Below are 22660 nucleotides of genomic sequence, written 5' to 3' on the forward strand. Positions count from 1 at the left end.
GGTTTTCCGAAGCCTGGTCAGGGTGATGTATGTGCGGGAACCGGATACGCCGGAGCGGAGCGTTCCATGACGGTCTTCACGATGTCCGGCAGGGAAAAGACAGCCGTCGAATTTTTTTTCAGGATGGAGTGGACGCCGAGGCTGGCGAAGCCCTCCCGCTCCCGCTCCGTCACGTTTGTCGAGAAGACGGCGATTTCCCCGGTGAAGGGCAGCGCCCGCGCCTGCTCCGCCATCTCCAGCCCCGTCATCCGGGGCATCTGCTGGTCGGTGATGACGAGGGCGTAGCAGGAGCCCGCGACGCGCAGCCGGTCGAGCGCCTCCCGGCCGTCTTCCACGGAGTCGAGCTGCGCGGAATAACCGGCCAGGATTTGCCTCACCAGGTTGCGCATCACGGGACTGTCATCTGCGTGCAGAATGCGCAGGGGAGCGGAAGTGTTCATGAGAGGATCAGCGGGCGACAGGACCTGTTTACGAGGAGGGGGAAACAAGCGTGGGATCGGGCACGTTGATGAAGAGGTCGGGGCGGGCGCGGTTTTCCGGCGGGTCAAACCTGATGGAGATCATCTGCACAGGCACCGGACCGGTGACACCCTCACGCAGGGAGAGGCGGATGACGACGGGAGCCCCGCTCGGAACCTCTACCCTGAACTCCGGACTCAGGTGCGTGCGCCGGGTGGGCCTGAGCGTGAGATCGTACTGCTGCCCGCCGATTTCGAGCACCACCGGAGTGAGGACGCTCAGGGAGGAGTACTGGATGGCGACCCCGTAGATGCCGCCAGTCTCGGCGACGACACGCCAGGTGGCGGTGGGATGATCCTTGTCGAGAACACCCGTGTAGGCGCCTGACAATTCCTGATCGGGAGTGAGTGTAGCGGCGGTGGAGGTCTGCAGGTGAATAGTCTTGTTGCTGTCGGATTGATCCGGCGACGAGGCCGGAGTATCGGCGGCATAGGCAAGAGTCGCGGCTGCCAGCGCGACGAACGGGAGGATTTTGAATGATTTCATGATGTTGGAGGATGCACTGTGCGTGCTGTGTCCGCTCATTATGCCGGGAACCCGCGTATCCGGGAAGCCAGGCAAAACCCTGTCCCCGCCCTTTATTCCGGAGAAAAACTTGTTGTAATACTTTAGATAAAAGCATGTTGCTGATTTAAGTGATTTCCGGAAAAATCTGAATTTATGTCCGTCAGCATGCAATTTTCGCCAATTTCGGACATGGAAAACCGGGCGGGATCCCGGGCTGGTTTATGGCTGTTGTCGTTATATTACGGTTACATATTTCGGCGCCTGGCCTCCGGCGGAAAATCCCGCCGTCCGGAACAGGAATGGACCGGAGCAAGCCGCGCGAGCAGGACGGGCCGCCTGCGGCTCGCGGTAGTACTAATCCAACTACATGAAGTGACGTGGTTCCACTCGCAAAACCGCTACCGCGCGGCGGCGCTCGACCCGGCGGGCAAGCGCCTCTTTGTTGCCACCGACAGCCAGGGCAACGTGCTGGGCCTGGACCGCCTGCCGGTGACCACCGGGCCAACAATGGCGAATCCGGGAGCGATTCTGGTCTTCACCTGGGCGGAACAGGTTGAAAAAAGCGGAGACCCGGCGTGCCGGCGGCATGATCCGCCGGCGGCCGGGCTGACTCCGGCTCCGGGTTTGCCGGTTGCGGCCTGGCTGCCATCCCTGCCCGGCGGCCCGGTCAGGCCGGGGGCTTCGGAGCCCGGGCGAAAAATCCGAGCATGTGGGTGATCTCCGTAAAGCCGCGCTCCCGGAGCGTCCTTTCCACCTTCCCGAGCAGGGCATGCACCTCGGCGGCGGATTCGGGATCGAGCGTCGTCACCGCGCCAGTGCCCTTGCAGATCACATGGCAGGCGGCATCGGTGCGATCCGCCAGGAGCCAGAGGCTGGTGCCGTTGTCGGAAAAGATGCGCCTGACCAGTCCGGTCTCCAGGTACGTTGCCAGGGTGCGGTACACCGTCACCATGTCGCACGTTTCCGGCCCCAGCGCCAGGGTGATCTGTTCGCTGGAGAGAGGCACGTCGTGCCGCATCAGCATCTTGAGAATGGCAATGCGGGCTCCGGTGATGCGAAGGCCGGATTTCCGGAGATGCCGGCAGGCTGCCTCCAGCCGCGCCATCATCCCGGGGGGAATATCCCGGCTTGGCCGACGAAGACAACGGGGACGCGGCCAGGCCGGCACTGCGGAGGGAGCGGGAGGGGAGGGCGTCGGGGAAGACTGCCGTTCATGGTCTTTTTGCGTGGACATAAGAATAATGGCATCAACCGGGAGACCGCACGGGCGTGAGCGAAAGCCGGCCTTGGCCGGTGATGGTGATGCAGGCGTCATGGCGGTTGGCCTGAATGCAACGGGCGGCATGCTATCGGGCATACCGGCGATGTTCAGCCATACCGAGGTTATCAGGAACCGGCGGAAAATTCCATACAGGCATAACCCTGCCCCTGCCGGCGGCCTTTTGACGCGGGCGGAGATTCCGGCCCGGGGTGTCGTATAATACGGATACGGGTTCACCTTCCTCCCGGGAAGAGGAGCCGGAAATCGCGGGCGTGACCGGGACCATGCGACCGGCGCCGTCACGCATTCGTCAAGGTTTCCACAGCCGCACTCGGCGTCCCGGCGAGAGGAGTGACACTAAGGATGGAGCCATCCCAGGGGAACCGGCCGACGATGCGTTCCTTCATGATCCAGTGTTCGGCCAGAGTCCGCGGATTTTTTTCTATGCGGCCCCGGATCAGGATGCTGGTCCCGTAGCCGGGATCGTAAACGAGCGTGGAGCCTGCGTATTCGAAAAAACAGACCGCATGCCCGAGCCTGGGTTTCGTGGGCCGGGCATCCCAGACCACGGCGACGACTTCGGCCCAGCGGGTTTCCCCGAACGCGTCTTTGACGGCGAGGGCATCCTGGTAGCGGATGGAGTCGATAACGCAGGCGTTGGGGGCCTCCACCTTGCGAATCGAGGGCGGGGCTGTGCAGCCGCCGGACAGCATCACGGCCACGGCAAGGACCACGGCGGGAAACGCGAGTCCACTTGCGGTGCGGTGCCCGCCGGGGACGGTGGCGTGAGCTCTTGTGCGACGGCATCGGTCGCCATGATTTTTCATGAGATCGTCAAATTGCATGTTGGAAAAATCATACCGGCTTCGGCCGATGTCCGATAGCCAGGCAAAACCCTGTATCCTGAGGCCAGGCTACGTTGGTAACCGGATTTCAGATACGTCCGGACCGGAATACGGGATGCACAGGGTGAGTTTTCCGGCGGATGCCCGATACAGGAGAGGCTGGATGGCGGATCCGGGTGCGATTCGGGTCCTTACCTGGACGAAATAGTTTTACCCCGAGGGCAAGTTTCGGAAATTACATTCAGCATATACGCAGGACGCGTAGTTTGGCAGTTCCAGCCTCAATCCGAAATCACCATGACCAGGGACTATACGAACGGGGAAATCACGATTATCTGGCAGCCGGAAAAATGCGCCCACGCGGGTGTTTGCGCCCGGACGTTGCCGGAAGTTTACAAACCGCAGGAGCGCCCGTGGATCAGGCCGGACAAGGCGACGACAGCGGAGCTCGAGCGGCAGATTGACCAATGCCCGTCAGGCGCCCTGTCGTGGCGCGCGGGCGGCAGGCAGACCGGACAAACGGCATGAGCACGGCTCGATGACAGAAAGGCCCAATGGCGTCGGAGCGTGTTGCCCTGTCGAACAGGAAGCATGGGCAAAGTCGCGAATACGAATCTTCAGGTGAGCGCCGTGCTTCCGAAAGAAGCGGTTGTCGTTATTGATACACGACGGGCGGGCCAAAGCATGACGCGCAGCAAGTGCGTATCACTTATCGTGGCCAGGTGGTATGCGGACGGGTGTCCTCCTGTGAACGATGCGGATAATGCGATCCGCACGTTGCACGGCATCAAGGGGGTCCCGGACAAGAAAGGTTAGTTTCCTGTTTCGGGTCGCAAAAAACCTCCCGCCGGTAATGCGGGAGGTTTTGCGGGCACAAAAGGCAAGACGGTGCGCCTGTTTCTCCGGAGTAGCGCTTACAGTGCTTTCGCGGCGGCGATGACGGCGTCGGCGGTGATGCCGAGCTCCTTCATGACCGTGCCGCCGGGGGCGCTGATGCCGAAGCGGTCGATGCCGATGACCTTGCCGTCGAGGCCGACGTACTTGTACCACAGCCCCGTGACGCCCGCCTCGATGGCGACGCGCTTGCGGCAGTCGGCGGGGAGCACGCTCTCGCGGTATTCCGGAGTCTGGCGGTCAAAACGCTCGAAGGAGGGGACCGAAACCACGCGCACGCCGCTGCCCAGCGCCTTGGCGGCGGCGACGGCGTGTTGCAGTTCGCTGCCGCTGGCCAGCAGGATGTGCGTCAGCGGGGTCGTCTCCTTGACGAGGATGTAGGCGCCGCGTTCCACGCCCTGGCGGCGGGTGATGAGCGCGGTGTCGTTGAGGATGGGCATCGCCTGGCGCGAGAGCGCGAGGAGCGTGGGGCCGTCGGTGCGGGAAAGCGCGGCGGCGTAGGCGCCGGCGGTTTCCTCGGGATCACCGGGACGGATCACATCGAGGTTCGGGATGACGCGCAGGCCGGAAACCGTCTCGACCGGCTGGTGCGTGGGGCCGTCCTCGCCGACGCCGACGGAGTCGTGCGTGTAGATGTAGAGGACCGGGAGTTTGGCCAGCGCGGCGAGGCGCATCGGGGGGCGCGAGTAGTCGGCAAACACGAGGAACGTGGCGACCGAGGGACGGAAGATGCCGTCGTAGGCGAGGCCGTTGGCGATGGCGGCCATGGCGTGCTCGCGGATGCCGAACCGGATGTTGCGGCCGGAGCGGTTGGTCGGATCGAAGTCCTTGTCGCTGGCGATGTAGTTGAGCGTGGAGCCGTAGAGGTCGGCGCTGCCTCCGATGAGGAGGGGGAGGGCGGCGGAGACAGGTTGCAGGACGGCCTGGCCGGCGGCGCGGGTGGCGAGCTTGGCGTCGGAGGGGAAGGCCGGGATCTTTTCCAGGAGCTGGTTGACGTCGGGCTGCACGTCGCGGGTGGCGAGGAGCGCGGCTTTTTCCGGGTTGGCGGCCTTCCAGGCGTCGAAGGTGGCGAGCCACTTTTTGTAGTTGCGGACGAGGCGCTTCTTGTGGGCGGCGAAATACGCACGGACTTCCTCGCTGACGTAGAAGTGCTGGTCGGCGGGGAGGCCGAGGCCGGCGCGGGCGGCGTCGGCAAACTTGGCGCCGCCTTCGCCGTGGCCCTTGCTGGTGCCGGCGACTTCGGGGATGCCCTTGGCAATGGTGGTCCGGGCGATGATGAGCTGCGGGCGGCCGGTGGTGGCGCGCTTGGCCTTGTTGACGGCCTTGGCGACGGCGGCGAGGTCGTGGCCGTCAATGGTCTGCACGTCCCATTCGAGGGCCTTGAAACGCTTGGCCACGTCGTCGCTCTGGGTCTTGTTGGCCATGGCGTCGAGGGTGACGTCGTTGGAGTCGAAGATGACGATGAGGTTGTCGAGTTTCTGGTGCCCGGCAAAGGAGATGGCTTCGAGGGCGACACCTTCCTGCATGCAGCCGTCGCCGGCGAGGGCGATGACGTGGCTGTCGAAGAGGGTGTGCTCGGGCGTGTTGAAGCGGGCGGCGGCCATCTGGCCGGAGACGGCGAAGCCGACGGCGTTGGCGATGCCCTGGCCGAGGGGGCCGGTGGTGCATTCGACGCCGGGCGTCTCGCGGAACTCGGGATGGCCGGGGGTCTTGCTGTGGAGCTGGCGGAAGTTTTTCAGTTCCTCGAGCGGGAGGTCGTAGCCGCTGAGATGCAGCCAGGTGTAGAGGAACATGGAGCCGTGGCCGGCGGAGAGGATGAAGCGGTCGCGGTTGAGCCAGCGGGGTTCATCCGGATTGTGGGAGAGCAGCGCGCCGTAGAGGGTGGCGCCGATCTCGGCGGAGCCGAGCGGGAGGCCGAGGTGGCCGGAAGCGCATTTGTGGACGGCGTCGATGGCGAGGCCGCGGGCCTGGGTGGCTGCCTGGGAGAGGAGGTTGGTATCGAGTTTCATGTCGGTTTGGAGAAAGGGGGAGACGGTTGATGGTGGCGGGTTGTGGTCCGGGCTGAGCGGACCGGAAAAGAACGAATGCCAAAAGTGCGTGATCCGGCAGGCGGCTGGCAATGGCGAAGCGTGTGAGAACAGTTTTTGGAGAGCGGGGCGCGGGGAGGGAGGCTTGGGCCGGAAGCCCATGCCACGCGGAGAGGCAACGCTCACGGGCAGGATGCCCGTGCCACGTTGCGGGCGGGACGCCCGCGCCACTCCCATATTCACCCACAAAAAAATGCGAGCCGCGGAGGGCTCGCATTGGGAAAGGACGGGCTGGCGCAGGGCCGGCTTATTTGGCGACGGCGGCGCGTTTCTCGGCCTTGACGGCCATGGCGGCCTTGCCGGTGCGCTGGCGCAGGTAGTAGAGGCGGGCGCGCATGGTCTGCGAAACCGTCTCCACGGTGATGCCGGCGATGTTGGGAGAGTTGACCGGGAACACGCGCTCGACGCCTTCGCCGTAGCTGATGCGGCGGACGGTGAACGTCTCGTGGATGCCATGACCCTTGCGGGCGATGACGACGCCGGAGAAATTCTGGATACGTTCCTTGTCACCCTCGCGGACTTTGGTGGCGACACGCACGCCATCGCCGACCTTGAAGGGCGGAATGTCGGTTTTCACCTGGGCGCTGGTGATCTCTTTGATGATCGGATTCATGATGTTGTGTTATCGAGTAAATCGGGCCGGACTTTTTGCGTTTTCTCAATCTGCCTCGCGTGCCGCCATTTTTCGATTTTGCCGTGGTCACCCGAAAGGAGCACTTCCGGCACGGACATACCCCGAAATTCGGCGGGACGCGTGTATTGAGGAAAGTCGAGCAATCTCCCGGTGAAGGATTCGTGTGTCAACGAATTTTCCTCTCCCAGTACACCGGGGATAAAGCGGGCCAGGGCGTCGATGAGGACGGCCGCCGGCAAGGTGCCGTTGGTCAACACGTAATCCCCGATGCTGATCTCCTGGTCGATGAGGTGGTCGCGGATGCGCTGGTCGATGCCTTCGTAGTGGCCGCTGAGCAGGACGAGGTGGGTCTGCGTGGAGAGTTCGCGGGCGATTTTTTCGGAAAAAGGCACGCCGTCGGGCGTGAGGTAGATGCGTCGGCAGCCGGGCGTCTGGAGCTGTTCGATGGCGGCGAAGACGGGTTCGGGCTTCATGACCATGCCGGCGCCGCCGCCAAAGGGGCGGTCGTCGGCGGTCTTGTGCCTGTCGGTCGTCCAGTCGCGGAGATCGCGGGTGGTGACGGAGAGGAGCCCGTTTTGCAGGGCCTTGCCCAGAATGCTTTCCGCCAGAAAACCGTCGAGCATCCGCGGGAAGAGCGTGAGGACATCGATGTGGAGCGGCATGGGACGGAAAAGGCTGACCGGGCCGGGTGGCCCGCAAGGCGGGTGTCAGGTGTTCGGTGAAAAAAATCGCCCGGGCGCACAAATGCGGCCGGGCGAGCCTGAAAGGGAGGTTGCCGTGAACGGGAGCCGGGCGAAAAACGCCGGGCCGGGGCTCAGGCGGCGACGGGAGCGGCGGCCTTGCGGGCTTTCTTGATGAGGGAAAGCGCGGTGTCGGTGGGCTTGGCGCCCTTGCTGATCCAGTGATCGGCGCGTTCGACGTTGAGCGTGAGGGCATCCTTGGCGGCGCGGGGATTGTAGGTGCCGAGAAGCTCGACGGCGGCGCCATCACGACGGGAACGGGCCTCGGCCACCACGACGTGGTAAACCGGGTTATGAGTGGCGCCAATGCGGGAAAGACGGATTTTGAGAGCCATGGATGATACGGAAAGAGACGCTGTGAATTTCTGAAAAGGGCCGACAACACCGTCCGTCCGCCCGGATGTCAAGCGGTCAATTCCGGCATGATTTCAAGTTTTCGGGTCACTGGCAGATTTCGGGTCAATGGGCCGTTGACATCGGAGGGGGCGGCGGGTTAACCGGTCAGCCTTTTACGGCCAATCCGTCACACCAACCCTCAGATTCAACCGACACACACATGCCCGCAGCCAACGACATCCGCAAAGGCCAGGTTATCAAATACAATGGCGAGCCCCACCTCGTCATGGAAACCCAGCACCGCACGCCGGGCAATCTGCGCGCCTTCGTGCAGGTGAAGATGCGCAATCTCCGGTACGGCAAATCGCTCGACCAGCGTTTCAACTCGACCGACACCATCGAGGTGCTGCCGACCGAAAAGAAGACGCTCGAATTCAGCTACGCCGACCGCGGCACCTACGCGTTCATGGACCCGGAAACCTACGAGACGATCGAGTTTTCCGAGGACAAGGTGGGTGATGCCAAAAACTACCTGACCGCCAACGGCAAGGTGGACGTGCTCTACGTGGACGAGCAGCCGATCACGATCGACCTGCCGTCGTCGGTGGTGCTCAAGGTCGCCGAGAGCGCCGATGGCATCAAGGGAGATACCGCTTCCAACGTGCAAAAACCGGCGACGATGGAAACCGGTCTGGTCGTGCAGGTGCCGCTCTTCATCAAGGAAGGCGAGCTTCTCAAGATCAGCACGGCCGACGGTTCGTACATGGGCCGCGCCTGAGAAATTGCCGCGCAGGGACCGCGGCATGCCGGAACACCTTCCGGCGCCGCTTCTGTTTTCGAAACGACGTCCGCAACCGCGAGGTTGCGGACGTTTTTGTTTTTGCGGAGCGGCGGCATGGCAAGCTGTCGGCCTTCGGCCTCGGTACCTGCCGCTGCTTTTGCCGGACGGAGCAAGCGGATATCGGAAACGCCCCCCGCGGCATGGAAAGACCACGATTTCGTGCCGTTTTTCCGCCATGCAAAGGGGCGAGGCGCTGTCGCGCCTCGTCGCAGCGGCAGGAATGCCGCCGCTCCGTCATGTTACCCGACCACGAGGTTGAGGATGCGGCCGGGGACGTAGATCACCTTGCGGATCTCCTTGCCGGCGAGGTGCGGCGCGGCCTCGGGCGCGGCTTGCGCGGCGGCGAGAGCGGCCTCCTGCGTGGCTCCGGCGGGGAGCAGGAGCTCGGCGCGCTTTTTGCCGTTCACCTGGAGCACGACTTTTTGTTCGGTGGCCACGAGCTTGGCCGGATCATACACCGGCCAGGGCGCGGCGAGGATCGAACCCTGCTGGCCGAGGCGCGACCAGAGTTCCTCGCACAGGTGCGGCGCGAAGGGCGCGAGCAGTTGCAGGAACGCCAGCACGGTGCGGCGGCGCGCGGTCGGCGCTTTCTGGAGCGCGTTGGCGAAAATCATCATCTGCGAGATCGCCGTGTTGAAACGCAGGTTCTCGATGTCCTCGCCGACCTTTTTGATCGTCTCGTGCAGGAGTTTCTCGAGTTCGGGCGACTCGATGGCGTCGATGTCGACAGTGAGCCCGGCGCTGACGTTGCCGTCCTTGTCGATGACCTGACGCCAGACTTTTTGCAGGAAACGGTGCACGCCTTCGATCCCGTTGGGGTTCCACGGCTTCATCGCCTCGAGCGGGCCGAGGAACATGAGGTAGAGGCGCAGTGTATCCGTGCCGTGACTACGGATGATGTCGTCCGGGTTGACGGTGTTGCCGCGGCTCTTGGACATCTTTTCGCCGTCTTCGCCGAGGATGATGCCCTGGTGGAAGAGCTTGGTGAACGGCTCCGCCTGCGGCACGGCGCCGATGTCGAAGAGGACCTTGTGCCAGAAGCGCGCGTAGAGGAGGTGAAGGACGGCGTGCTCGGCGCCGCCGACGTAGAGATCGGGCACGCCCCAGTATTTCAGCAACTCGGGCGAGGCGAAGGCGTCGTCGTTTTCCGGATCGACGAAGCGCAGGTAATACCAGCAGGAGCCGGCCCACTGTGGCATGGTGTTGGTCTCGCGGCGGGCGCGAATCCAGACCGCGCCTTCGGGGCGCGGGGCGGTGGCCGGGACGGCTTCGCCGGTGGCGGCGTTGAGCCAGATTTCGAGCCAGCCGGTGACGTTGGCCAGCGGGCTCTCTCCGGTGCCGCTGGGCAGGTAGCTCTCGACTTCGGGCAGCGTGAGCGGGAGCGCGGCGGCCGGGAGCGGGAGCGCGTACCAGGTTTTGTTGCCGGAACCAGGCCCGGAACCGGGCGCGGCGCGGTCCGTGTAGGTGACGGGCGTTTGCGGGAAATCGGCGCGACGCTCGGGCGTGGCGGCGGCGAGGGCGGTCTGGTAGTCGGCTTCGCTGACCCACACGATGGGGAAGGGTTCGCCCCAGTAGCGCTGGCGCGAGAAGAGCCAGTCGCGGAGCTTGTAGTTGACGGTGGGCGCGCCGCGGTGGCGGACGGCGAGGTCGGCGATGATGCGTTTCTTGACTTCGGCCACGGGCAACCCGTCGTACGGGCCGGAGTTGATCATGACGCCGTCGGCCTCGAACGCGGCCTTGTCGAGATCGGTTTCGGTGCCGGCGGGCGGGTTGACGACAGGGATGATTGGCAGGTCGAATTTTTTGGCGAACTCCCAGTCGCGCTGGTCGTGCGCGGGCACGGCCATGATCGCGCCGGTGCCGTAGCCCATGAGCACGTAGTCGGCGATCCAGACCGGGATGCGCGCGCCGTTGACCGGGTTGATCGCGAACGAGCCGGTGGGCACGCCGCTCTTGTCCTTGGCCAGGTCGGTGCGTTCGAGATCGCTCTTGGCCGCGGCGCGTTTGCGGTAGGCGGCGACGGCCTCGCGCTGGCCGGGCGTGGTGAGCGCGTCCGCGAGCGGATGCTCGGGCGCGATGACCATGTAAGTGGCGCCGAAAAGCGTGTCGGGGCGCGTGGTGAAGACCTTGAGATCGCCGAGCGTTTCGTCCTCGAGGCGGAAGAGGATTTCCGCGCCTTCGCTGCGGCCGATCCAGGCTTCCTGCATGCGCTTGGTGGAGTCGGGCCAGTCGACGTCCTTCAGGTCGGCGAGCAGGCGTTCGGCGTAGGCGGTGATGCGCAGGACCCACTGGCGGAGGTTGCGGCGTTCGACCGGGAAGCCGCCGACTTCGGATTTGCCGTCCACGATCTCCTCGTTGGCGAGCACGGTGCGCAGTTCGGGGCACCACCACACGGGACGCTCGTCCACGTAGGCGAGGCCGCGTTTGAAGAGCTGCAGGAAAATCCACTGCGTCCAGCGGAAGTAGCGGGGGTCGGTGGTGTCGATCTCGCGCTCCCAGTCGTAGGAAAAACCGAGGGCCTTGATCTGGCGGCGGAAGTTGACGATGTTGTTCTGTGTGTTGCTGGCGGGGTGGGTGCCGGTTTTCACGGCGTGCTGCTCGGCGGGCAGGCCGAAGGCGTCCCAGCCGATGGGGTGCAGGACGTTGAAGCCGCGGGCGCGCTTGTAGCGGGCGATGATGTCGGTGGCGGTATAACCTTCGGGATGGCCGATGTGCAGGCCCGCGCCGGAAGGGTAGGGGAACATGTCGAGCACGTAGTATTTGGGTTTCGACGTGTCGTTTCCGGCGCGAAAGGAGCGGTTTTCTTCCCAGAAGGTTTGCCAGTGAGGCTCAATCGTGAGGAAGTCGTAGTCTTTGCAATGCGTAGCCATCGGATGAAACCCGCCACGTTGAAGGAATCCCCTGCCTGGTCAATCACGCGCACCGGCGCGGTTGGCGCGGCCGCCGCCGTCGCCGGAGCGCTGTTTTTCGGGGGCTGCGCCGGCGCCGGCACAGGCAAGCCGGCCGGCAGCGGGGGCCGGGGAGCGGCGGCGTTGTCCGGCGGGGCGGCCGTGTCCGCTCCGGCGACGGAGGAGGCGCCCGCCTCGGTCAACTCGGCCGGCATGTCGAAGGGTTTCAACCGCCTGCTCGAGGCCGTGGTGCGCATCGATGTGCGCGAGGAATCGTTCGAGGCGGGGACCCGGCGGTTCATTGCCGGCGTGGGTTCGGGGGTGATTTTGTCCGAAGACGGCCTGATCCTGACCAACGCCCACGTGGCCAGTCCGCGCGCGGTCGAGCTTTCCGTGACGCTGGCCAATCTGGAGCGCGTCAACGCGAAGCTCGTCGGCTGGGACCACTGGACGGACCTCGCGCTGCTGCGGCTCGATCTCGACGAGATGAAGCGCCGCGGACTGACGTTTACCTGGGCGGAATTTGGCGATTCGGAACAACTGTACCCGGGCCAGACGGTCTATGCCGTCGGCACGCCGCACGGCCTCACGCGCACGGTGACGCGCGGCATCATCTCCAACAATCGCCGCTATTTTTCCGACAGCCGCGGGGTCAAGGGTTACGAGACCGGTCTCTTCAACACCTGGTTGCAGACCGATGCGGCGATCAATCCCGGCAACTCCGGCGGGCCGCTGGTGGACGACGACGGCCGTGTGGTCGGCATCAATTCGCGCGGTTATCTCGGCGCCGACAATCTCGCCTTTGCCATCCCCGCCTCGACGGCGCACCGCGTCCTGCAGGGGCTGGCCCGCGACGGCGCGATCACGCGCAGCTACATCGGCATCGTGCCGGGCGCGTTGCAGGACCTGGAGAGTTTTTATGCGCTGAAACAGAACACCGGCCTGCTGATCAACAGCGTCGACCCCGGTTCGCCGGCGGCGAAGGCCGGGTTGCGCGGCAGCGACATCGTGCTGTCGCTCGACGGCGCGGCGGTGGACGGCCGTTTCCCGGAACAATTGCCGCCGATTCTCAACCGCATCGCCAGCCTGCCCGTCGGCTCCACGGTGAAGCTCGTCGTGAAACGCGGCGAGCAGACGACGGATTACGCGATCGTCACCGAAAAACTCGAAAGCCGCCAGGGCGAGGAATGGGCTTTTGAGAAGTGGGGGCTGACCGTGCGGAAAGTGTCGCGCGCCTTTGCCCGCGAAAACCAGCTCGAGGACGATACCGGCCTGCTCGTGCTCGGCGTGCAGCGCGGTTATCCGGCGGAGGTGGCCGGGCTCTCGCGCGGCGACATCATCACGAAGATCAACCGGCAATCCGTCACCACCCTCGAAGCCGGCAAGAAGGTTTACGACGCCTACGTGGAAAACCCCGCCGCCACGCTGATCGAGGCGCAGAGCGACCGCCGCGTGTCGCTGTACGTGCTGAAGCCGTAGGGGCGGCGGGTGTGGCACGGGCATCTTGCCCGTGATTCCGGATGCGTGGCATGGGCATCCTTGCCCATGATCGGGGGGGGGGGCGGCGCGTCGCGCCGTCCACGGGCAGGATGCCCGTGCCACTTCAGAACACTTCGCGTATGGCCTGCGCCAGATTTGCGGCGCTCTCGCGCAGCGCCTGCTCCAGCGGCATGCCGGGCGGCGTGATGGCATGCACGCCGGCATCGGCGCCGGTGACGGTGTCGGCCCGGCCGCAGAAAACATGCACCGGCTTCCCGAGTTCGCGGGCGCGGGCGACGAGCGCGCCGGGGCCCTTGCCGGAAAGCGAACTGGCGTCGTAACTGCCTTCGCCGGTGATGACGAGATCGGCTGCGGCGATCCGGGCGTCGAGATCGAGCCAGGCGGAAACGAATTCGTTGCCCGGCACGATGCGCACCCGCTCCGGCCCCGCGACGCAGAGCAGCCCGAACGCCGTGCCGCCGGCCGCACCGGTGCCGGGCGTGTCGGCGAGCGCGAGCGGCCGCCCGGCAAATGCGCAGAGCAGCCGCGCCATGCGGGCGGCGGCGGCGTCCATCGCCGGGATGTCGGCGGGTGCGAGGCCTTTTTGCGGACCGTAAACGGCGGCCGCGCCGTCGGGGCCGAGGAGTGGATTGGTGACATCGCAGGCGATGAACACGGGCGGCCAGCCGGCGGGCCGGAAACCGGCCGGAGCGCGGACGCTGCGGATTTTTTCCCAGTGTGCCGGAGCAAGCCCGCACGAGGATGGCGACAGCGGCCGGCCGTCGGTATCGGTAAATTCGAGACCGAGCGCGGCGAGCGCCCCGATGCCGAGGTCGCCGGTCGCACTGCCGCCAATGCCGAGCACGATGACGGCGGGTTTCGCGCGCATGGCTTCCTGCAGGAGCTGTCCGGTGCCGAAGGTCGAGGCGCGCCACGGGTCGCGCTGTTCCGGCGGCAGCAGCACGATCCCGCTGGCGCTGGCGAGATCGACGAGCGCGACGGTGGCGTCGTTGCCGGCATCGCCGGCCAGCCCGAGTCGCCGGCGGATTTCCGGTCGTAGCGAGGAAACCGATACGATCCCGAAACCGGCGTCGGTGCCTTTGCCGCGCGGTCCCTCGACGCGCACTGCGACCCGCCGCCCGCCGACGGCCTGGGTGAGGATGTCGCAAAAACCGTCTCCGCCATCCGTGAGCGGGCAGGAATCCAGGGACCACTCCGGATGCCTGCCGCGCAGGGCCTCCGCGATGACTTCGCACGCCCGGGGAGCGGTGAGAGAGTGCTTGAACTTGTCGGGAGCGATGAGGATGCGCATGGCGCAAAACAGGACAAAACATTTTCAGGCGAGGGAGCGCCGACGCAATAAAGCAATCTCCAACAGCAAGTATCCAGGTTGCCCGATTTCTGAAAAATAGGCCTATCTCAAAGAGAATCAATATCTTGAAAATCAGGAATAAAAATTTCCTCGCAAAACTCTATTACAATATTTCTATATAGAAATACTCACCTGTTTTCCTCCGTCAGCCATCCGCCTCGCTTCCCCGAAGATCTTCCCTTTGTCGCTACTTTTCCCTGATTCTCCGGTAATGGAATCCACGCTCACAACATCCGCCGCTACCGACGCTGCTCCAGCCGCTTCCTCCTTCGACTGGACCACGCAGCTCCGCGACGTTGTCCTGGACCGCTCCAACGGCGTCCCCCTCCACGTGCAACTTCGCAACTCGTTGCGCCGGCTCATCGAGCTCGCACCGGACGAAGCCGATAAACTGACGCCGGAAAACGAGATGGTGGAACTCCTCGGCATCGCCCCCGGCACTGTGCGCAAGGCACTCGATGGACTTGTGGCTGAAGGTCTCATCGAACGCCGCCGCGCCCTTGGCACGGTCATCAAGCGCCACACCGGCGCGTCCTGGCTCAAAACACTCGCGGTCATTTTGCCCAATTTCCCCAGCCATTCCAACAGCGCCCACCTTGCCGCCCTCAATCGCCAGATGGGCATCCTCGGAGGCAAGATGAGCATCATCCCGCTTGGTCGCGGTGACGACTGGAAGTCCTGTCAGGACCGTCTCGACTTTGCTCCGTCCGAGGGTGGTGTGGTGTTCTTCAACAACTTCTCCGCGTCCACGACCACCGATCTGCACGCCTCGCTCCAGCAGCAAGGCTATCGCAGCGTCCACCTCGGCCGTCCGCCGGAGGGCTGCCAATGCAACAGCGTTTCCGGCTCCGCCGAGGCTTTCGTGCGAATGGGGCTCGAACGCCTCGCCGCCGCCGGCCACCGCCGCATCACCTTCCTCGTCGGTGAACCTGAAGAGAATCTAGACGTCCAGGAACGCGTCCGCTGCTTCAAGGAAATCTCCCGGGAGCTGGGCCTGGCCGGAAGCGATGTCGTCCATTGCGGGATACATCTTTGGGAAAATGCGTCCGAAGCAGCGACCGGGGCCATCGAGTCGATATGGAATCGTTCGGCGGACAAACGGCCGACCGCCCTGTTTGCCATTTCCGATTCAACTGCGATGGGCGCGCTTTTCGGCCTTGCCCGTCAGAGCATTCGCGTGCCCGACGACGTTTCCGTCCTGAGCTGGGATGGCACCGAACTGACACGCATGGTGTATCCGAAACTCACGTCTCTCGCCACCCCGCTCGACAAATACGCTGCCAACGTCATCGCCCTCCTCTCCGACAAACGCGCCCGTAATAAAAAAATCCTCATTCACCCTGAATTTCGGGAGGGCGACAGCATCGCATCTCCCTCATCGATCCCACCTGATAATGTATCATAAACTCACCTCCATCATGAAAACTCCCTCTACTATGCTGCTAACCGCAGGCTTGCTAGCTTTCGCCACCTCGGCAGCCACGTATGCTGATTCATTCTTGTATGAAAATAGCCTGAGATACGAAAATGGCATCACTCTAACTACCACACCCTCGGCAGCCTCGGATTACTTTAAAACCACGCGCAGCGGTTGGGGGTCATATCCAGGCTGGTATGCAAACCCTACTGGTGACGTCCGACAACTCACAGCCAGATGGGATTCGGCACTCGGGCTTCCGGATAACAGTGCGTTTATACTGAAGGATCTTCACGATGGTAACCTACTGGCATCAAACACCGTATTGGCGACAGCAACCATTTCGATTGACTCAACGTGGGTGTTTGGGGATGGAGTTGCTTCGATGGGAGTATATCTCGGACTCCTGAACGACACGGGGAAAGGTTATGCAGCTTACGTAGATCGGACCGGAGTCGCCACTCTTTATTCTATCGACAACCCTGCAACAGCAACAGACAGCTCCACGTGGACGGTGCTGGCAGGATCTGTCAAAATTGGAAGAAATACATCCCCCCGTACAATTACATTCAGCCTTACTGATTCGAGTCTGTCGGTTTCCGTAAGTAATACCCATCCGGACTATAGCCCTGTGCTCACTTATTCCTTTGGGGAAACCGGCATTGTCTATACCGGATTGGATACGCTTGTTGTTGGGGCCAAGCAGGCGGGTGCCGAGGCAGCCAGATTTTCGGATCTCAAGATTGAGGGAACAACCAGTGTTATCCCCGAACCCAAGACCACGGCGTTTCTTTTGGGAGGCGTGCTGCTTCTCGCTATTGTATCCTGCCGCACATTTTCTTTTGGAGGCAGAACAAAACACGAGTAATTCCGCTTCCTCAAACGTCTCCAATAATCTTTTGGACTGGATATAGCTTATAAATCCCCAAACTATGGATCATACCCTATACGCTCCCATTCCAGCGCCCCGGAATCATTTTGGGCGCTCACATCGTGGCCACGCGTTCACTCTGATCGAATTGCTGACGGTCATTGCGATTATCGGTATTCTTGCTGCAATCTTGATCCCCACGGTCGGGGTAGTCCGAAAGACGGCAAGAACCGCAGCCTGTGCAAGCAATCTACGCCAGATTGGCCTCGCCCTTTCTCTTTACGCGGATGAGCACAAGGACTTTTACCCTCCGCCCAAAAAGGCATGGCCGGATTATTGGATGGCCCTTGTAGCGTCCTATACCGGGCGGGTGATGGATTCCTACGGCACAATGGGTACAGATCAGCAACGCCTTATTTGTTATGATGGTGTCTTCAAGTGTCCAGGTAAACTCGAATTCAAACCCCATGAAAATGGAACAGGAAGCCAAGGGAATGATTATTACCGAGCTTCTTATGCAATGCAGCAATTCTCGGGCGATGAAACGGCCGCAGTGGAACGCGCCAGCATATCTGAGCCACCCTCTCGTGTTATTTTGGTTATGGATGCAGAAAATAACCATTTCTTCAGAGCACCCGAGAGAATGAATAGCATATATTTCAGAACCGAACGGCATGGTTCAAGAATCAATATTCTATTCATGGATAATCATGTGGGAAACCATTCCTATAATGATCTGGAGCGAAATACGAATCAGGTATGGGTAAGGAAATAATTCCCCATCCCTTCCACCTGCCTCACCATCTGGCGCACAATGCGCCAATCGATAAATATAAAGGGCAAGCCATCCACTCGTGATCGTTGCCCGAGTATGTTTTTATATCATGACTGTAAGCAAGCCCATCAAGCGATTCCTTTTCGCAACCTGTCTGGCTCTCATTGCCACCTCTCTGTCTGCTATTCCCACTCGCGAGACTTCTCCATCTGCACCGGCGATTGCCGGGAATACAATCACTGCGCAAACTCCTGTTCCCGAATCATTCGGCATTAATATCCATTTCTTTGATCATGATGCCGGACTGGATGCCTTTGCGAGCACCGGAGCGAAATGGGTGCGCCAGGATTTCTTCTGGAACAGCGTGGAAAAAGAGAAAGGCCGATATGATTTTTCCGAAACTGATGCTCTCGTAAATGGCGCGACCAAGCGCGGGTTGAAGATCTTCGCCATCCTTTGCTATCAGAGCAACCACTATGAAAAACAACGTCGCATTGCCACCGAGGCAGGGAGGCAGGCGTTTGTGCGTTACGCCGAAGCTCTCGTCACTCGCTATGCGGGCAAGCCTATCGTGTGGGAAATCTGGAACGAACCCAACAACGGGGGGTTCTGGCCTGGCAATGATCCGAAGGAGTATATGCAACTCGTCAAAGCCGTCAGCCCGGCCCTTCGTAAAGCAGACCCCAATGTGGTCATCCTGGGGCCATCCACCTACAGATTCGACCTCCCCTATATCGAAGCCTGCCTGAAAGAAGGGCTTCTTGATTACGTAGATTCGGTAAGCATTCATCCTTATCTGCGTAATCACCCCGAAGAGCTTGTCGGAGAGATGGCCAAGCTACGTGAGCTCCTTGCCAAATACACCTCGACCCTTCCTCCCATTGTATGCAGCGAGTGGGGGTTCAGCGCCACGCATCACGGCGTTGAAGGAATGGCTGCCCGGGTCGCCCGGTCACTCTTCCTTGGGACTATGGAGAAGATGCCCATCCATATCTACTACGATCTGTGGAACGATGGCTCCAATCCTGCCAACAGCGAGCACCGCTATGGTCTTTTCACCAGCCCGCCTTGGCTCGTTCCCCAGCCCTCCGCGCTGGCCTTCATGACCGCCTCCCGCGTCATGGACGGTCACATTTTCACCCGGCGCATTCACCTCGACGGTCAGCCGGATGTGTTTCTTCTCGAATTCCACAAGGGCGATACGAAACGTTACGTCCACTGGGCGGGCACACCCGATGACAAAACGGCCATCGAATGGTCCGTGCCCAAAGAATTGGGTCGCATCACCCGCGTGACGCAGGCCGGTCAGGAGTTGCCGGGAGTCTTCCGCAATGGCGACAAGCTGCGATCCACGTTTGAAGTCGAATACCTCCTTGCTAATACCGACATTCCAGCGACTTCCAAGTCTGCGTGGCAAGTCGATGCCAAGCTCCTGCCCGCTTCCAAAGCGTCCATCGATACCAACGTGCCCTGGTCGGCTGACCTCGTGCTGCGTGGCCCCGCTCAAGAAGCAGCCCCCGCCCCTCTCGACTCACGTGATTACCAAACCGGCAAACGCGATATCAATGACGGTGCCATCGATGTCTGGGTGCGGCCCGACAAAGCCGACTTCGGCAAAAGCATCGTTGTCGCGGGAGACTTGAAAAAACCCTACATAACCCTGCGCATCGATCTTGATAAAAACGGCAATGTCAGCGCGTCCCATTACACGTGGGAGGGCAAAGACTGGCGCACTGCACTAAAGACCAATCAACCCGTGCAAGCCGGCCAATGGACCCGCATCACCTATCAATGGGGGAAAGCCGGCCGGCGACTCTTTGTCGACGGGCTTCCCGTGGCCAGCGATCCGGGAGAACCGCGGGGCGTCCCCTTCTTTTTTGGCCTGCGTGCACAAGCGCTCTCCGGTCAGACCGGACTCCTCCAACTCATCACCGGTCATGGCTATGAACCATAAACAAACGCCGGCCAAGCCTCTGTAATCTTTTATTCAGCTTCTCCGATCTTACTTACAAATGAATTCCCGTTTACTGATTTTCCTTACTATCCTTGGTGTTTCCCCGTGCGCTTCTTTCGCCGGTGGCATCCAGGGGATATCCATCGATCCTGACATCGCTCGCCCGGATTCCTCCGCCATCAAGGCATCTCCCCAGGTGATTTCCCTTCAGGCCCCAGGCCAATGGTTTGGTTCCGGAGTGGTCACCGTTGATCTGGAACTCACTGACATCAGTGACGGCATCATATCTTTCTGGATACATCCTCTCGGTGCCCCGGTCACCGCCATTCCACGACACACCAACAAGGATAAGGTCCCGGGTATCAGTATTGGCTTCCCCGACAAACACGCGCTCGTGGAAGCGGGAGACCTCAAAAAGCCATTTTCCACCCTCCGGATCGAAGTCGATGCGGAAGGGCATGTGACGGCCGATCATCTCAGCTGGCACAACGATCAAAAATGGCTCGCCGGCGTGTCCACCCCGGAGCCGGCCCTCTCCCCCGGCCAGTGGACCCATGTCGCCTACGGTATTGGAAAATCCGGTCAGCGGCTCTGGATCAACGGTGCCCTCGTGGCGCAGAACTCCGCCGGCACACAATCGGTCAGCTGGCCATTTCAACTTCGAATCAATCGCACCGCGTCGTTCCTGGCGGATTTTCGCCTCACGCGGGACGAATCCGCCGCGTTGGCCGGAGCCCGGACACCTCCTGAAGTCGATCCCCAGCCCGCCGCCTCAGACAATGGCGACGCGGCTCCTGTTGATGCCATGGCCGCCGAGCTTCTGACGCTCATCACGGAGAACAACAATCGCGCAAACCGGCTGTCCATCCTCCGTTCCAGACAAAACCTGTCTCCCGACAGTCTTCCTTACGAACAAGCCCGCCTCAATATCCTTCGCCGGCTTGCTCCGCTGGCGCTTCATCGCCTGCTTCTCGAATCGACCTCACCCGCGCCCGTCGGTGTTGACCTGCATGCACTCGCCCACAGCGAGGCGCGCTGGATTCTCGATACGGCCCGACTTTGGGATGCGCACCTTGTCTCGCTTGCAAGCGGAGAAACAGCTCCCCTCGCAACCCCTCGGATCGTCCCGGACACCTCGACCCTCACGGTTCGCAACGGAGCATTTTGGCAGAATGATCGCCCCGTCTATTTCGTCGGCATGCAGGACCCCCGCTATGATCTGACGCAAGGGCTCGGGTTCACGTTCACCGGACATACCGTAGGGCCCCACTGGGAAGTCCCCTCGCGCGGTCAACTCGCCCGCACCGGTCGCGATCAGCAGAAACGCGCCGAACAGGCGGAAGCCAACGGTCAGTTCTGGGACATCCTTTATTCCGGACATATATTCCCGGCTTGGATACGAAAAGAGCAGCCTGCTCTTCGCGTAGGGACAGGTTTTATGAGCCACGACATGCTCGCCCCCGCTGCCTGGGAAATTCACAAGACGGCGCTCGAAAGCATCCTCGCCGATCTTACCGCCGCCAAAAACATCCTGGGGTTCGACCTCGCCAATGAACCCGCCTTTAACGGCTATTCGGCCGAAAGCCTGCCCAACTGGCGCGCTTGGCTCCAGCGGCACCACGGCACAATCAAGACTCTCAACCAGCGCTGGGGCGCCAGCTATGCCGATTGGGCCGACATTCCCGTTCCCGATTTCGTCAACACCACGCACGTCCAGCCTTGGGGACAGAAATTCATTACCACCCCGGGTCCCCAGCTTGCCCGTTACGTTGACTGGAGCCGCTTCAATCTGGAACGCGTCAACAACTGGTTTGCCGACGTCAACCGCATCGCCAAGACCGCCCTGCCTCACACCTTTACCTACACCAAGATGATCCAGTCCACCACGGGTAACGCCCGCATGGGCATCGACGTGATCGCCAACATCCGCACCACCGATCTCAACGGTTCCGATTCATGGTGGGTTTTTAATGGATTCGACCAAAACCAGGTGAGCAGCGCCGACCGCATGTCTGGCACTCAAGCCACTACCGGTCGCAGCGATTACTCTGTTGGCTGGCAGCACAGCCTCATGCTCTACGATTTGCTGACCGGAGCCCGCCCCGAAGCCCCCGCTGCCAATGCAGAGTTTCACCTGTTCAGCGACACCTACAAACCCATGTCCAAGGATTACCCGTCGCCTCCGCCCGGACACTGGGATCGGCACATACCGTGGAACCATTTTTATGCCGGCATCTGGCAGCAGGCCATTCACGGCCAGGCCATGTCCAACCTCTGGACACACTGGCCTCGCAACAACATCACGGAACGCGCCGAAGCTCTCGACGCAGCCAGCCGTGCCGCCATGGACCTCAATCGCCTCGCACCCGAAGTCCATGCCCTCCACACGGCTGCCCGCCCCGTCGCCATCCTCTGGGGTTTGACACCCGTGCTGTGTGATACCTCGGGTCAATGGACCCCCTCCATAGACAAACCCTGGAGGCAGCTATGGGAAAGCGTGACCCTGAACGGCCATCGGCCCGACTACGTTTTGGAACGCGATCTGGCCGACGGCAAACTCCCCGACCCGGCCCGCACAAAGGTCATCCTCGCGGGCTCCTTCAGAAACATTTCCGCTGACGCCCTGCGCGGCCTCATCGCCGCCCAGAAATCCGGTATTCAGATATGGACGATTGATGACCGCAAAGACCGCCAGAATCTCACCCACGATCCCTACAATCATCCCCACACCGGCCCGGCTCTCCAATTTCATCCAAATCGCGTGATTGATATCGCAGCCTACGAGCAAAACTCCTTCGCCGAGATACGCACTGCCTTGACCGCTGCCAACCTCCTTCCCTCGGTTCAAGTTCTGATCAATGGGACTCCCACACCGCTTGTTCACTACCGCTCGGCCACCGCTCCCGGAGGACGACATCTTACAAATCTCTGCAACTATGCCCGCCACGAAGTGACCGCCAGCATCCGCACATCAGGAATACCGCGATCATCGACGCAGGCTACGGACCTGATTACGGGCGAGATTGTTAATCTGGATCGGATCACCCTGGGAGTTCAGCAGGTCCGCCTGTTGCAGTTTTGAGGGTACCTGGCTACAACCTGCTCAGCAACGATTCCGATTACGGCATTCCGTAAGAATGCCCACATGACGTATCTCAAGGATTTCAACTACTGGAATGATCCCCGGACCCTGGGCACTCTCCGGCTTCTCGCCGATTGATTCATCATGCGGCCGCCTTT

The 22660-nt window shown here is 61.9% G+C and carries 18 protein-coding genes; 7 read left to right on the forward strand and 11 right to left on the reverse strand.

Annotated features, from left to right (window positions below):
* Positions 1-17: 17 nt before the first annotated feature.
* The 4 genes from OPIT5_17935 to OPIT5_17950 all read right to left on the reverse strand — a co-directional run bounded on the left by OPIT5_17935 (position 18) and on the right by OPIT5_17950 (position 3132).
* Positions 18-440: a chemotaxis protein CheY gene (locus OPIT5_17935; GenBank protein AHF91816.1), complete on the reverse strand. Its 423-nt coding sequence runs from the start codon at positions 438-440 to the stop codon at positions 18-20.
* 28 nt (positions 441-468) lie between these two features.
* Entirely contained in the window at positions 469-1044 is a 576-nt protein-coding gene (locus OPIT5_17940) for a hypothetical protein (protein ID AHF94502.1), read from the reverse strand.
* A 649-nt stretch (positions 1045-1693) separates the two neighbouring features.
* Positions 1694-2260: a Fur family transcriptional regulator gene (locus OPIT5_17945; GenBank protein ID AHF91817.1), complete on the reverse strand. Its 567-nt coding sequence runs from the start codon at positions 2258-2260 to the stop codon at positions 1694-1696.
* Between the two features lie 326 nt (positions 2261-2586).
* Positions 2587-3132, reverse strand: a complete 546-nt coding sequence (locus OPIT5_17950; protein AHF91818.1) for a hypothetical protein — start codon at positions 3130-3132, stop codon at positions 2587-2589.
* Between the two features lie 297 nt (positions 3133-3429).
* On the opposite strand from OPIT5_17950, the gene OPIT5_17955 reads away from it, so the two are divergent.
* Positions 3430-3660 (forward strand): hypothetical protein, encoded by a 231-nt coding sequence (locus OPIT5_17955; GenBank protein ID AHF91819.1) that lies wholly within the window; start codon positions 3430-3432, stop codon positions 3658-3660.
* Positions 3661-4046: 386 nt separating this feature from the next.
* Here OPIT5_17955 and OPIT5_17960 read toward each other — a convergent pair whose 3' ends face one another.
* The 4 genes from OPIT5_17960 to OPIT5_17975 all read right to left on the reverse strand — a co-directional run bounded on the left by OPIT5_17960 (position 4047) and on the right by OPIT5_17975 (position 7822).
* Complete coding sequence (locus OPIT5_17960; protein ID AHF91820.1) at positions 4047-6035, reverse strand: transketolase; 1989 nt, start codon at positions 6033-6035, stop codon at positions 4047-4049.
* A 325-nt stretch (positions 6036-6360) separates the two neighbouring features.
* Positions 6361-6726 carry a 50S ribosomal protein L19 gene (locus OPIT5_17965; GenBank protein ID AHF91821.1) on the reverse strand — a complete coding sequence of 122 codons (366 nt, stop codon included), beginning with the start codon at positions 6724-6726 and terminating at the stop codon, positions 6361-6363.
* Positions 6723-7409, reverse strand: coding sequence for a tRNA (guanine-N1)-methyltransferase (locus OPIT5_17970; GenBank protein AHF91822.1), 687 nt, complete (start codon positions 7407-7409; stop codon positions 6723-6725). Before OPIT5_17970 ends, OPIT5_17965 begins: the two co-directional genes overlap by 4 nt.
* A 152-nt stretch (positions 7410-7561) precedes the next feature.
* Positions 7562-7822, reverse strand: coding sequence for a 30S ribosomal protein S16 (locus tag OPIT5_17975; GenBank protein AHF91823.1), 261 nt, complete (start codon positions 7820-7822; stop codon positions 7562-7564).
* Between the two features lie 221 nt (positions 7823-8043).
* Here OPIT5_17975 and OPIT5_17980 point away from each other — a divergent pair, with 221 nt between their 5' ends.
* The gene (locus OPIT5_17980) at positions 8044-8601 is read left to right on the forward strand and encodes an elongation factor P (protein AHF91824.1); all 558 of its coding nucleotides are present in this window, start codon (positions 8044-8046) and stop codon (positions 8599-8601) included.
* Positions 8602-8903: 302 nt separating this feature from the next.
* Here the strand turns inward: OPIT5_17980 and OPIT5_17985 are convergent, their stop codons facing one another.
* Complete coding sequence (locus tag OPIT5_17985) at positions 8904-11534, reverse strand: leucyl-tRNA synthetase (protein AHF91825.1); 2631 nt, start codon at positions 11532-11534, stop codon at positions 8904-8906.
* 3 nt (positions 11535-11537) lie between these two features.
* Between OPIT5_17985 and OPIT5_17990 the strand changes: the two genes are divergently transcribed.
* Positions 11538-13031 (forward strand): peptidase S1, encoded by a 1494-nt coding sequence (locus tag OPIT5_17990; GenBank protein AHF91826.1) that lies wholly within the window; start codon positions 11538-11540, stop codon positions 13029-13031.
* Positions 13032-13155: 124 nt separating this feature from the next.
* Here OPIT5_17990 and OPIT5_17995 read toward each other — a convergent pair whose 3' ends face one another.
* Positions 13156-14343: a glycerate kinase gene (locus OPIT5_17995; GenBank protein ID AHF91827.1), complete on the reverse strand. Its 1188-nt coding sequence runs from the start codon at positions 14341-14343 to the stop codon at positions 13156-13158.
* 271 nt (positions 14344-14614) lie between these two features.
* Here OPIT5_17995 and OPIT5_18000 point away from each other — a divergent pair, with 271 nt between their 5' ends.
* The gene (locus tag OPIT5_18000; GenBank protein ID AHF91828.1) at positions 14615-15808 is read left to right on the forward strand and encodes a transcriptional regulator; all 1194 of its coding nucleotides are present in this window, start codon (positions 14615-14617) and stop codon (positions 15806-15808) included.
* Between the two features lie 1350 nt (positions 15809-17158).
* Positions 17159-17338, forward strand: coding sequence for a hypothetical protein (locus tag OPIT5_18005; protein AHF94503.1), 180 nt, complete (start codon positions 17159-17161; stop codon positions 17336-17338).
* Between the two features lie 390 nt (positions 17339-17728).
* Here OPIT5_18005 and OPIT5_18010 read toward each other — a convergent pair whose 3' ends face one another.
* Positions 17729-18256, reverse strand: a complete 528-nt coding sequence (locus OPIT5_18010) for a hypothetical protein (GenBank protein ID AHF94504.1) — start codon at positions 18254-18256, stop codon at positions 17729-17731.
* Between the two features lie 180 nt (positions 18257-18436).
* Here OPIT5_18010 and OPIT5_18015 point away from each other — a divergent pair, with 180 nt between their 5' ends.
* Both OPIT5_18015 and OPIT5_18020 read left to right on the forward strand, forming a co-directional pair.
* On the forward strand, positions 18437-19420 hold the full coding sequence (locus tag OPIT5_18015; GenBank protein AHF94505.1) for a hypothetical protein: 984 nt from the start codon (positions 18437-18439) through the stop codon (positions 19418-19420).
* 58 nt (positions 19421-19478) lie between these two features.
* On the forward strand, positions 19479-22502 hold the full coding sequence (locus OPIT5_18020) for a glycoside hydrolase family 42 (protein ID AHF91829.1): 3024 nt from the start codon (positions 19479-19481) through the stop codon (positions 22500-22502).
* Positions 22503-22660 lie beyond the last annotated feature (158 nt).

The organism is Opitutaceae bacterium TAV5 (assembly GCA_000242935.3).
In the GTDB taxonomy this organism is placed as follows: domain Bacteria; phylum Verrucomicrobiota; class Verrucomicrobiia; order Opitutales; family Opitutaceae; genus Geminisphaera.

Coding starts and splice junctions, on each gene's coding strand:
- OPIT5_17950 (AHF91818.1), bottom strand. CDS start 3,132: ATGCAATTTGACGATCTCATGAAAAATCATGGCGACCGATGCCGTCGC.
- OPIT5_18015 (AHF94505.1), top strand. CDS start 18,437: ATGGAGAAGATGCCCATCCATATCTACTACGATCTGTGGAACGATGGC.
- OPIT5_17935 (AHF91816.1), bottom strand. CDS start 440: ATGAACACTTCCGCTCCCCTGCGCATTCTGCACGCAGATGACAGTCCC.
- OPIT5_17970 (AHF91822.1), bottom strand. CDS start 7,409: ATGCCGCTCCACATCGATGTCCTCACGCTCTTCCCGCGGATGCTCGAC.
- OPIT5_17990 (AHF91826.1), top strand. CDS start 11,538: ATGAAACCCGCCACGTTGAAGGAATCCCCTGCCTGGTCAATCACGCGC.
- OPIT5_17955 (AHF91819.1), top strand. CDS start 3,430: ATGACCAGGGACTATACGAACGGGGAAATCACGATTATCTGGCAGCCG.
- OPIT5_17965 (AHF91821.1), bottom strand. CDS start 6,726: ATGAATCCGATCATCAAAGAGATCACCAGCGCCCAGGTGAAAACCGAC.
- OPIT5_18020 (AHF91829.1), top strand. CDS start 19,479: ATGAATTCCCGTTTACTGATTTTCCTTACTATCCTTGGTGTTTCCCCG.
- OPIT5_17945 (AHF91817.1), bottom strand. CDS start 2,260: ATGTCCACGCAAAAAGACCATGAACGGCAGTCTTCCCCGACGCCCTCC.
- OPIT5_17940 (AHF94502.1), bottom strand. CDS start 1,044: ATGAGCGGACACAGCACGCACAGTGCATCCTCCAACATCATGAAATCA.
- OPIT5_17975 (AHF91823.1), bottom strand. CDS start 7,822: ATGGCTCTCAAAATCCGTCTTTCCCGCATTGGCGCCACTCATAACCCG.
- OPIT5_18010 (AHF94504.1), bottom strand. CDS start 18,256: ATGAATGCTTACCGAATCTACGTAATCAAGAAGCCCTTCTTTCAGGCA.
- OPIT5_18000 (AHF91828.1), top strand. CDS start 14,615: ATGGAATCCACGCTCACAACATCCGCCGCTACCGACGCTGCTCCAGCC.
- OPIT5_17985 (AHF91825.1), bottom strand. CDS start 11,534: ATGGCTACGCATTGCAAAGACTACGACTTCCTCACGATTGAGCCTCAC.
- OPIT5_17995 (AHF91827.1), bottom strand. CDS start 14,343: ATGCGCATCCTCATCGCTCCCGACAAGTTCAAGCACTCTCTCACCGCT.
- OPIT5_18005 (AHF94503.1), top strand. CDS start 17,159: ATGAAAATGGAACAGGAAGCCAAGGGAATGATTATTACCGAGCTTCTT.
- OPIT5_17960 (AHF91820.1), bottom strand. CDS start 6,035: ATGAAACTCGATACCAACCTCCTCTCCCAGGCAGCCACCCAGGCCCGC.
- OPIT5_17980 (AHF91824.1), top strand. CDS start 8,044: ATGCCCGCAGCCAACGACATCCGCAAAGGCCAGGTTATCAAATACAAT.